10 protein-coding genes are annotated in these 10,779 nt (G+C 45.3%); 3 read left to right on the top strand and 7 right to left on the bottom strand.

The features are described 5' to 3' along the window. The first annotated feature begins 190 nt into the window (after nucleotides 1-190). Nucleotides 191-370, top strand: a complete 180-nt coding sequence (locus ACO6UY_RS20115) for a hypothetical protein (protein WP_422459612.1) — start codon at nucleotides 191-193, stop codon at nucleotides 368-370. Between the two features lie 5 nt (nucleotides 371-375). Here the strand turns inward: ACO6UY_RS20115 and ACO6UY_RS20110 are convergent, their stop codons facing one another. Both ACO6UY_RS20110 and ACO6UY_RS20105 read right to left on the bottom strand, forming a co-directional pair. Continuing rightward, nucleotides 376-1,632, bottom strand: a complete 1,257-nt coding sequence (locus ACO6UY_RS20110; RefSeq protein ID WP_422445642.1) for an L-lactate MFS transporter — start codon at nucleotides 1,630-1,632, stop codon at nucleotides 376-378. 695 nt (nucleotides 1,633-2,327) lie between these two features. Beyond that, nucleotides 2,328-3,188, bottom strand: coding sequence for a PA4780 family RIO1-like protein kinase (locus tag ACO6UY_RS20105; protein ID WP_422445640.1), 861 nt, complete (start codon nucleotides 3,186-3,188; stop codon nucleotides 2,328-2,330). A 205-nt stretch (nucleotides 3,189-3,393) separates the two neighbouring features. Here ACO6UY_RS20105 and ACO6UY_RS20100 point away from each other — a divergent pair, with 205 nt between their 5' ends. Beyond that, on the top strand, nucleotides 3,394-3,636 hold the full coding sequence (locus tag ACO6UY_RS20100) for a DUF5062 family protein (protein ID WP_269674641.1): 243 nt from the start codon (nucleotides 3,394-3,396) through the stop codon (nucleotides 3,634-3,636). Between the two features lie 34 nt (nucleotides 3,637-3,670). Continuing rightward, nucleotides 3,671-4,018, top strand: a complete 348-nt coding sequence (locus tag ACO6UY_RS20095) for a 5-carboxymethyl-2-hydroxymuconate Delta-isomerase (protein WP_422445638.1) — start codon at nucleotides 3,671-3,673, stop codon at nucleotides 4,016-4,018. A gap of 27 nt (nucleotides 4,019-4,045) precedes the next feature. On the opposite strand, the gene ACO6UY_RS20090 is transcribed toward ACO6UY_RS20095, so the two are convergent. From ACO6UY_RS20090 to ACO6UY_RS20070, 5 genes are all read right to left on the bottom strand, one after another. After that, nucleotides 4,046-4,309, bottom strand: a complete 264-nt coding sequence (locus ACO6UY_RS20090; RefSeq protein ID WP_422445636.1) for a DUF6482 family protein — start codon at nucleotides 4,307-4,309, stop codon at nucleotides 4,046-4,048. A 291-nt stretch (nucleotides 4,310-4,600) separates the two neighbouring features. Further along, entirely contained in the window at nucleotides 4,601-5,254 is a 654-nt protein-coding gene (locus tag ACO6UY_RS20085) for an SDR family NAD(P)-dependent oxidoreductase (RefSeq protein ID WP_422445634.1), read from the bottom strand. Next, a complete protein-coding gene (locus tag ACO6UY_RS20080) occupies nucleotides 5,251-5,943 on the bottom strand; it encodes a queuosine precursor transporter (RefSeq protein ID WP_206679223.1) in 693 nt (230 codons plus the stop codon). Before ACO6UY_RS20080 ends, ACO6UY_RS20085 begins: the two co-directional genes overlap by 4 nt. Before the next feature lie 137 nt (nucleotides 5,944-6,080). After that, nucleotides 6,081-8,066, bottom strand: a complete 1,986-nt coding sequence (locus ACO6UY_RS20075) for a hypothetical protein (RefSeq protein WP_422490999.1) — start codon at nucleotides 8,064-8,066, stop codon at nucleotides 6,081-6,083. Between the two features lie 379 nt (nucleotides 8,067-8,445). Beyond that, the gene (locus ACO6UY_RS20070) at nucleotides 8,446-10,764 is read right to left on the bottom strand and encodes a hypothetical protein (protein ID WP_422445629.1); all 2,319 of its coding nucleotides are present in this window, start codon (nucleotides 10,762-10,764) and stop codon (nucleotides 8,446-8,448) included. Nucleotides 10,765-10,779 lie beyond the last annotated feature (15 nt).

Raw genomic sequence — 10,779 nt, 5'->3', positions numbered from 1 at the left:
ACCATTGGTGTGTAGTTGGCCATTGTCGTACCTCTGGCTATACCGGAGGTATGTTAATAGTACATATGTGCACCTCATGCTACCGCCCTGGGCTCCATTGCCATCCAGACTGTTGAAAACTCGTTATTACATTGGAGCAACAAGGACTGTGAAAGCCGCAGGCCTATTACGCTGTGGACTGGTTTGTTGTATGCGGGTTTCAGGTCGTAAAGTTGCGGATATTGTTTGCTTATTATTGGCCGTGTTCTGGTGGCAAGTGGCAAAAACAAAGCCCGAAACATGCCGGGCTTTTAATCAGGAAGCGTGGTCAAGCGGCTCTATCTGGATTTCAGGTGTTGTTGATCAGAAAATCCATCAAGAGCTTTATTAAAATACTCAAGCAGCCTGGGCAGTTTGCACTCCCACAAAATCAGCTGCTTTTTTCGGTGGTTTGACCATAAGACCAATGGCAGCCGCTGCAAAACTTACTCCGGCACAGATCATAAAGGTGCTCTCATAACCGCCCGTGGTGTCCAGCAGATAGCCTGCCAGTTTCGGACCGGCCATGCCCGCAACACCCCACGCGCTGAACAGGATAGCGTAGTTAAAGCCCAGGTTCCGGGTACCGAAGAAGTCTGCCGTTGCAGACGGGAATACTGCCAGCATTGCACCATAGCCGAAGGTGATAACCAATGAACCCATCAGGATCATGCTAAAGGTATCAAAACCACTGAACATCAACAGCACAGCACCTTGCAACGTGTACAGAATGCTCATGGTGCGGGCACGACCGATCCTGTCAGATATTAAGCCAGCACCCGGGCGGCCCAAAGCATTGGCGACAGAGAACGCCTGAACCAGCAGGGTAATGTTAAAGGTATCGGTCAGTTGCAGCTTGGCAATGTTACCAATATGACCAATCATCATCAGACCGGTCATGGAACCTGCCAAGAACATCAGCCACAACATGGCAAACTGTGGCGTCCTGATCATCTGCTTCCAGTTGTACTCACCGGTTTGTGGGCCATCAGCAACAACCGGTCTCTCTTTGGCCTTTTTATCCGCAGTCGCCATGCCTGTTGTGGTTTCCGGAACACTCATGAACTGGGCACCAGTAACGATCACACTACCGAAGAACACCGCCAGTATATTAAAGCTGGCAAACAGGCCATATTCTGCGATCAGGTATTTGGCCAGCGGTGCCGCATACAGTGGTGCCAAACCAAAGCCGGTGACAACCAGACCGACAATTAACCCTTTTTGCTCCGGTTTGAACCATTTCACTGCTGCCGGAGCTGTTGCGGAATAACCCAGACCGATTCCTGCACCATTGAGAACACCAAAACCCAGGATAACGCCGGTCTCGGTGGGCATGGCACTGCACAGGAACATACCTGCCGCAGTGCACAGACCTGCGATGGTGATCACAACGCGCGGCCCCAGGCGATCCTGCAGCTTACCACCTACCAGCATGACCAGCGCAAACGCGGCAATGGCCGCTGCGTAGGGCGTGGATGCCTGAGAAGCGGTCCAGCCCTGAGTGTTGATAAAATTCTCGGAGAAGATACTCCACGTGTACAGACTGCCAAACATTAAGTTAATCGCCAGGCCAGCCGTCACTACGACCCAGCCACGATTCGTACCAGTTGCCATTGATGCCTCACTTAAAGCCAAGTTTATAATTTCTGTCACTAACCGAATGCTCTATTTGTTTTCCAAATATCAATGCCAAAGTAAAACAGCTTGCACCACTGTTAAATAAAGAAATGAAAAACAAATAACAGCAATAAACAAACGATTTTCCACGGCAAAGAAAAAAAAGTAAGTAGCACAGGGCATTGTTGTTCGTTAATCCTTGCAAAGGATTTTGCCTGCCTGCTTTACAGATGGCGATACCACCTGTAACAATTTTTCGAAAACAATAAGAAGGTGTTGTTCAATTGTTTCCTGTTATCAATATTTTCTGCATATATTCTCTACCATGGCTTTCAAAACAGTCCTGTAAGGAAAATAATCATTACTGAGATAAAAGCTCTGATTCTGATTGTATTTATTAAATCAACTGGAAAGATTGACAGAAGTCAAATAACAATCAATTAAAAATAATGTTGCCTTTATTGTAATTACAGGGTGTTATATTTTTAAAAATGATATTATTTGTATCATTGTTGATGTTTCCCTGAAACCTGTTTTCAAAGGGCTAATCAGATATTCAGTAGCATCATCAACATGCCGCCAGTTAAATGAAGTAACTGATCGATTGGTACTGCACCGCCCAAGCCTGAGCATTGTTTTGATCGGACAGCCTCCTGGCCCCACCTGACCGGTAGGGCTGGCTTCCGTCTCAGTCAGGCATCAGGGTTATCAGATTCTCTCAGACGTTCCTGCCGTTTCTGCTCCTCAGCCAGAACTGCTTTTATTTCGGCCAGCACTGAGTCCACATCGGCGGCTTGCTCCGCTTCGGTGAACAGGCCGGTCAGTTCGGTTTCCGGGGTCAGTTCGCCATCTTCGTAGAGTGCCCACATCTCTTTGGCATACTGGCTGTTCAACAGGTCCGGTGCAAATTGTCCATAGTATTCTGTGATGTTGTTGATATCCCTGGCCAGCATCGAGCGGGCATGGTTGTTGGCCGAGGCATCCACGGCCTGGGGCAGGTCAATAATCACCGGGCCGTAGTCATCCACCAGAACATTGAATTCCGACAGGTCGCCATGAACCAGGCCAGCGCAGAGCATCAGCATGACATAATGCATCATGGTGGCGTGGTCTTCACGGGCCTGTTCGGCGGACATGGTCACTTCACCCAGGCGCGGGGCAACCTGACCTTCATCATCCGTCAGCAGTTCCATCAACAGTACGCCATCCAGGCAGATATAAGGCTGTGGGACTCTTACGCCCGCTCTGGCCAGGCGGAACAGGGCGTCAACCTCGGCACTCTGCCAGGTCTCTTCCTGCTGTTTCCGGCCATATCTGGAGCCTTTCTCGATGGCTCGCTGCCTGCGACTGTTGCGCTCTTTGCGACCTTCCTGATATTGGACGGCCTTTTTAAAGCTGCGCCTGGCCGCTTCCTTATAAACCTTGGCGCAGCGGATATCATTGCCACAGCGCACCACATAGACATCGGCTTCTTTACCACTCATTAGCTGGCGGAGTACTTCATCCACCAGTCCTTCATCAACCAGGGGTTGGATTCGTTTCGGGGTTCTCATAAGGCACTTTTACCTTATTTGAACCCGCTAGGGAATAGCGCTTTTGGTAATAACCTTTGGGAATAGCGCATGACAGGCTGATGCGTTTGGGAATTGCAGTATAAGCCGTGCGCCGAAATCGTGTTGTTGGTCAATCTCCTGATTTGCCATATATGGTTTATAAAAGCTAATGTCCTAATACACCACTGGATTGAATGAGGCTCCAATGAAGAAGCTGAAGAATGAAAAAGAGCTGGTAAAGAAGGCCATTGAATATGGCATGAAATATGGTGAGAAGCGGGGGGTTGTGGAATTTGAGGCGACCGATTCTGCCAGTGAGAAAATCGAATATATATACCGGCTGCTGGTCCATGATAACCTCATCCAGCCTCTGCCAGAGGATCAGGTATCCCAGGTGACCATGAAGCACAAACTGGCAATCTGGGCATCTAAACAGAAGTTGGGCTGATCACGGCCTTATGCCATTTGCAAGGAGGTTTTACGTGCCACACTGTATTATCGAATACTCGCGGCCACTGGAAGCAATTGTCAGTCCAGAGGCCCTGATGGAAAGTGTGCATCAGGGAGCTGTCAGCTCCGGGCTGTTTGACGTGTCGACCATTAAGGTCCGGGCGCTGCCTTACGATCATTATCGTACAGGTACGGAGCAGGGGGGGCAGTTTATTCATATAACGGCTCGAATTCTATCCGGACGGAGTTTGCAACAGAAACAGGAACTGTCCGGTATTTTGCTGGATGCTGTAGAGGGAACTCCCCTGGATAATGTCTCCATTACTGTTGACGTGGTTGATATGGAGCGGACGGTCTACGGCAAATCGATGATTGGCTAATGAGCCTGAGGAATACCTCTCCCGGGCTCATTTTGATGATTTGGTCTGGTTTTCAGGATGGAACATCTCATCGTAGGTTTCGGAAAAAACCAGCTGCAAGTGAGGAGCAATATGATCTCCAAGGGTTTCTTTTGCCTCACTGATGCTGTGGAAAATAGCGGGGGATGTATCGTTATTTCTCAGCAGGTGCTTACCGTCCACCCGGCATAGATAGATATCCCCTTCCTGACTCAGCAGCTGGACAGGCAGCTGGTTTTTTTTGAAGGCTTTTTTCAGTTCTTTAATGGTCATTGATCTTCTCCATTGGATTATTTGAACATTGATGAAGAAAACGACGATTTAACCTGGATGTTTTCCTGTAACCAGCTGTCCGGCAAAAGGGTTGTCCAGTCCACAGGATGGCATTCCCAAAGGTTGTATGTAAGCAATCCAACTCATGGTTGCAACTCCTTTGCAGTGAAATACTTATAACTTTTGAGCCCTACCCCAAGCCACTTAACCTGATAACAGGCTTCTGGCGCATTGGAGGCAGCTTTTTTGCCGTGAATTCATACCTTATTCAGAAGCTGCCTCTGTTGTCAATCACCAGACAAAGTTAGCCTTCGCCATCTCGCCGTTATCCACCAGAACATCCTGTGCGGTCATACTGCGATTGATGATCGCCATAAAGTAAACCCACTGTGCTATTTCTTCAGAACTGGCCCATTTTGGCAGTAGCGTTTCATTCATGATGGCCTGCCATTTTTCAGGATCGTCCATGACCGGTCTGTTCAGTTCGGTAAGCACGCCTCCCGGGGAAATACTGTTGCAGGTGGCACCGTATTGAGCAACCTGCAGCGCAGTCCATTTAGTGTAGGCGACAACACCGCCCTTTGAGGCTACATACTCTGGAAATTCAGCACCGGAATGAGCACTGGCAGAGGCAACATTGACAATGGATTGAATCGCCGGTTGCAGGCCGTACAGCATGGTACAGTTCATCACCCCGCCTAAATTAATGGCGATGTCCTGTGTGGTGTTTTGCACCCCGGCGTTGTTGATCAGGTGTGTTACGCCCTTAATGGCTGGGAGCGATTCCGGGTTCGCCACATCGGCTAAAAAATGGTGGTAACGGTCGTTAACCAGTTCGCCGGGATTAACATCGATACCCACCACGGTGATGCGTTCATCTTGCAGAAAACGCTGACAAACCGCCAGGCCAATACCTGCACTGGCTCCGGTAATAATGACTTTCATGTACGCTCCCATATTTCCCTGACCTTGATTTTTCTGCACAGATACACGGCAGGAGTATCACACAGGCTGGTCACCACAAAGATACCATAGCTGGTGATGATGATACTGAGCAGGTCCGGCACCGGGAACGTCCCGTAAAACGCTCCGAAAGTAAACAGAACCGCATTCAGGAACTGCGAAATCATGGTGGACACATTGTTGCGCAGCCACAGATAATTCTCGGTAAGCCCGGTCCAGTGCCAGATTTTGTGGTAAAGCCACACATCAAAGCGTTGTGTAATGGCATAAACCAGCAGGCCGGTAATCATCAGGCGAGGCGTGTTGCTGAAGATGGCCTGAATATGCGGCATGGCAAAATCCAGGGAATTGGGCATGAAATACAGCCAGCTCTGGGAAATGGCAATAAACAGTGCCGAGGTAAAGAAGCCGACATTGACTGCGTAGTCAGACCATTTTTTACCACCCACCTCACTGAGGATATCGGTCACCAGGAAGGTGGAGGCAAACATGATATTCCCCAGGGTCATCTCCATACCGAAGGCATTGATCTGCACCAGTACTTCAATATTAGCGGCCACGATGGCCAGCACGGTGTAACAGAGGAGCCCCATTTTGCCGAACAGGCGGTAAGTTAAAATGACCATGCCGTAAAATAACAAAAGCTGGCCAATCAATAGTAATTCGTTCAAGTGTACCCTCAGATATCAACTGCTTGTTATGGTGTTGCGATTAACGGATGTTTGAGAGCAATTTTCAATACCAACATATACCGAATTATTGGTGTCACCGGCCATCAGGCTGTTGCCTTATCGGTTATGGCGTGCTCTTATTTTTTATGTCTTGATATTCTATGGTGCGATAAGTCTGTATCGGCTGCCAGCCAGCCTGTTTCCTTCAGTTTTTCTGCTCTTGCATGCATCTCAACCATTTGGCCTTTAAATGTATAATCCATCAAATCATCGGGTAGTTTGATGTTGTGTTTTTTCAGGCTATTGATAAAGCTGAAAGATCGAAGAGCACAACCTGTTGAGCCGATATACAATAATTTGTCGTATAATTCTACATGCTTTTTCCGTGAGGTAATGCGTTTCAGCATTTGATAGATTGTACTTGTAGGAGCCTGATGGTAAATCTCTTTTTTGTTAAAGCCGTAATGATAGACATAGTACAACATCCAGTCTGCCTTCTGTGGTACGGAGTTAAACGTCATACCTTCTATTGGACTTATGTTAACAATCAGGTTTGCACTCTTTAGCCTGCTATCGAAATTTTTGAAATTAAACTGATATCTGGTAAGTCTATTGAGAAACCAGGCGGCAAACTCCTTGGGTAAGGCTGGTATAACATTTTTTTTGCCAACGGCAGGATAGGGAGTAACCGTCTTTGCCCAGGTGCCGCCAAACTTATCTACACATAAATCAGCCAGTTTTCGTAATGTCAATATATTCCAGCGGGTGATTCCTTTAATGGCAGGGAGGGGGAGGGGGGGAGTCCCTTCTTTAATGCTAATCAAGGCACTTTCCAGTACTCGGGGCCCCTGGTTTTTAACCAGCTTATTTTGCAAATACTCATGCAGATAGCGTAAATAGGTATCTTGTGATTCCGCAGGATTCAGTACTCGCATGACTTTAATGAGTTCCCAGTCCGAAAATGGTCGTTCCGGTTTGGCGACTCTATGCAGATGCCTGATATGGGCAGGAAGCCACTTTTTGTAAGGTAAAAAATATCTTTTGCATGGTTCGGGAAATGGAAATACATGCTTGATAAAGCGGCGGGTCATATTGGTAACATGTTTTGATGATTCGATTGTTGATTTACTTAAAAAGTCAATCAAATATTGATAGTAGTCCTCTGATTTTGGATTAATGATGGCTAAATCTTCAAGGTACAGAACTTTTACATCAAGGTTCATTTTCCAGGCCAGAACCCGTACCAGACTGGTTGACCATGCTTTTCTGTGTGTTGATTTTACGGTGTTAAATGACGGGATCTTTACATTATTTCTTACCAGTCTTTGCCTGGTGATTTCAGTATCCTGTTGTTTACTTATGAACTCTTCAAGATAAAAATAGGCAGGTATGGCTGAATAGTCTGTGGTATCCCTGTTAACTGGCACTGCCTGTATATCGGCGGCCGGTAGTGCCTTAACGGCAGTTTCCGAATGATAGGGTGTTATTTTTACCTTTATCTTCTTATAATCTTTACCTGTTGGTGATAGATATTGGTCGGCAATAGTGCTGATAAATTGCTGCCACTGGCTTCCTGGCCAATATTCATGCTGACACGGATCAGCAATGTAAATATCGGAAGCAGCCATATAAGATGGCTGATGATAGCTCCCGTCAGCACAATGCAGATCACTATGCATATATTGGTGTTTAGCTTCATACCATTGGCTTTGCGTCTGTACACTATCACCTGAAAGACTTGGGCATACCATCAAACATACATGAGTGGTGGTTCCATCATTACCTTTCTTTGGTCCGGTTCTTACACAAAAAAAGCTGATAACCATTTTGAACAGGCTGATGGCCGGGTTTTCCAGGCAGCAGGAAGCCATTAAATGGGTCATCTCATCACATTGGGCCACTTTGTAGGTTTTGACTAACTCTGCTATTTGCATGGCGTATTTGGTCTGCTGTTGTGCCAAGTCATTAATAGGGGAAAGTTCTTGTATCAAGTGATGAATCTTCGGTACCAGTAAATACTTATAAATGTTTTCAAGACAGATGAAATTACCGTGAATGGGTAATCTTTTATGCTCTGGCATTTGAGCGGATTTATCAGAAGTTATGACATACTCAATATCCATTTTACCAATATCATCCAGTACTTTACTCAGTATTGTGGGGATTGAATGACTTTCAGCGCTCTGCTTTGAATCAATCTGCAGTTTACTTTTCTGAGAGTTTTGGTAAACAGGCTGGCCTTTTGCCATGGCAACCTGATATTCCGGTAGTTTCTTTTGAACGCTTTTCTGTTTAACACGCCCCTGATGATTAATCCGGGTGGTGTCCAGCCTGATCTTTTTCGAGGGATTGTTGTTATCCTGTTGCTGTTTTCTTTTATTCTGACGGTTTTTTTGGGGCTTTCGATCATCCATAAGCCGTATGTGGTGATGGGTAGCAGTGGATACCAGCATATTATGATTTAACCTGTTAATGGCAGTGGTGTTGTGATCTCTCAAGGCATTAGAAAACTTTTTTATGTTTTATTTTTTTATGGTACGACAGGTCTATATCCGCTGCCAGCCAGCCAGATCCCTTCAGTTTTTTCGCTCTTGCATGCATCTCAGTCACCTGCTCTTTGACTGTGTAATCCATTAAATCATCGGGTATTTTAAAGTTGTGTTCTTTCAGTCTCCTGATAGCAGTGAGCGATTGAAGACCAAAACCTGTTGAGCAGACATACAATAATTTATCGTATAATTCTGAATGCTTTTTCCGGGAGGTAATGCGTTTCAGCATTTGATAGATTGTTCTTGTCGATGCCTGATTGTAAATCTCTTTTTTGTCAAAGCCGTAATGGTAGATATAGTACAGCATCCAGTCTGCCTTCTGTGGTACGGGGTTAAATGTGATACCTTCTATTGGACTGATGTTAACAATCTGGTTTGCACGCTTTAGACTGCCATCGAAATTACTGAAATGAAACTGATATCTGGTAAGTCTATGGAGAAACCAGGTGGCAAAATCCCTGGGTGAGGTTGGTATAATTTCTTTTTTGTCAACGGAAGTATAGGGAGTCACCATTTTTACGGAGATGCCGCCAAACTTTTCGACACATAAATCAGCCAGTTTTCGTAATGTAAATATATTCCAGCGGGTGATTCCATTAATGGCAGGGAGGGGGATGTTAGCCTTTTTAATGGTGATGAAGGCATTTTGCAGTATTCGGGGCCCCTGGTTTTTAACCAGCCTATTTTGCAAATACTCATGTAGATAGCGTAAATAGGTATCTTGTGATTCCACAGGATTGAGCACTCTCAATATTTTAATGCATTCCCAGTCCGGCAATGGTCGTTCAGGTTTGGCTACTTTGAGCAAATGCCTGATATGGCCTGGCAGCCACTTTTCTGATGGTAAAAAATATCGACTGCATGGTTCAGGAAATGGAAAACCCTGGATGTTAAAGCCGTCGGTCATATTGGCAACATGATTTGATGATTCGACTGTTGATTTAGCTAACAAGTCAATCATATATTGATAGTAGTCCTCTGATTCTGGATTAATGATGGCTAAATCCTGACGGTACAGAACTTTACTATCAAGTTTCATTTTCCAGGCCATGACTCGTATTAAACGTATTGACCATGCTTTCCTGTAGGCTGATTTTACGGTGTTGAATGAAGGGATCTTTACTTTATTTTTTATCAGTTTTTTCCTGGTGATCTCAGTAGCCTGTTGTTTATTTACGAACTCTGCAAGATAAAAATAGGCCGGTATGGCTGAATAGTCTGGGGTATCCCTGTTAACTGGTACTGCCTGTATATCTACGGCCGGTAGAACCTTAACGGCAGTTTCTGAATGATAGGGCGTTATTTGTACCTTTATTTTCTTAAAATCTTTACCCGTTGGTGATAGATATTGATCGGCAATATTGCTGATAAATTGTTGCCACTGGTTTCCTGGCCAATATGCATGCTGACACGGATCAGCAATGTAAATATCGGAAGCAGCCATATAGGATGGCTGATGATAGCTCCCGTCTGCACAATGCAGATCACTACGAGTAGCTCGGTGTTTAGCTTCATACCATTGGCTTTGTGTCTGCACACTTTCACCAGAAAGACGTGGACATACCATCAAACATACATGAGTGGTGGTTCCTTCGACAATTCCTTTTTTTGCTCCGTTTCTGACAAAAAAAAAGCTGATAACCATTTTGAACAGGCTGATAGACGGGTTTTTCAGGCAGCAGGAAGCCATTAAATGGGTCAACTCATCACATTGGGCTACTTTGTAGGTTTTGACTAATTCTGCTATTTGCATGGCGTATTTGGTCTGCTGTTGTTGCAAATCAGTAACATGAGCAAGTTCTCGTATCAAGTGATGAATCTTTGGTACCAGTAAATACTTATAAATTTTTTCAACACAGGTGAAATTGCCGTGAATGGATAACCTTTTATGCTCTGGCATTTGAGCGGATTTATCAGAGCTTATGGCATACTCAATATCCATTTTACGAATATCTTCCAGTGCTTTACTCAGTATTGTGGGAATTGAATGACTTTCAGTGCTCTGATTTGTGTCAATCCGTAGTTTACTTTTTTGAGAGTTTTGGTGAGCAGGCTGACTTTTTGCCATAGTAACCTGGTATTCTGGTAGTTTCTTTTGATCTCTCGTCTGTTTAACACGCCCCTGATGATTTATTCGGGTAGTGTCCAGCCTGGCCTTTTTCGGGGGATTGTTATTATCCTGTTGCTGTTTCCTTTTATTTTGACGGTTTTTTGGGGGCTTTTGATAATTCATAAGCCGTGTGTTTTGATGGGTAGCAGTGGATACAAGCATATTATGATTTAACCT

It is taken from the genome of Endozoicomonas sp. ALE010, assembly GCF_049310165.1.
Taxonomy (GTDB): Bacteria; Pseudomonadota; Gammaproteobacteria; order Pseudomonadales; family Endozoicomonadaceae; genus Endozoicomonas.
Note: the sequence above shows the minus strand (reverse complement) of the source record. Positions and strands in the feature narration are given on the sequence as shown.

Coding starts and splice junctions, on each gene's coding strand:
- ACO6UY_RS20070 (WP_422445629.1), bottom strand. CDS start 10,764: ATGCTTGTATCCACTGCTACCCATCAAAACACACGGCTTATGAATTAT.
- ACO6UY_RS20075 (WP_422490999.1), bottom strand. CDS start 8,066: ATGGATATTGAGTATGTCATAACTTCTGATAAATCCGCTCAAATGCCA.
- ACO6UY_RS20085 (WP_422445634.1), bottom strand. CDS start 5,254: ATGAAAGTCATTATTACCGGAGCCAGTGCAGGTATTGGCCTGGCGGTT.
- ACO6UY_RS20100 (WP_269674641.1), top strand. CDS start 3,394: ATGAAGAAGCTGAAGAATGAAAAAGAGCTGGTAAAGAAGGCCATTGAA.
- ACO6UY_RS20115 (WP_422459612.1), top strand. CDS start 191: ATGCGGGTTTCAGGTCGTAAAGTTGCGGATATTGTTTGCTTATTATTG.
- ACO6UY_RS20090 (WP_422445636.1), bottom strand. CDS start 4,309: ATGACCATTAAAGAACTGAAAAAAGCCTTCAAAAAAAACCAGCTGCCT.
- ACO6UY_RS20105 (WP_422445640.1), bottom strand. CDS start 3,188: ATGAGAACCCCGAAACGAATCCAACCCCTGGTTGATGAAGGACTGGTG.
- ACO6UY_RS20110 (WP_422445642.1), bottom strand. CDS start 1,632: ATGGCAACTGGTACGAATCGTGGCTGGGTCGTAGTGACGGCTGGCCTG.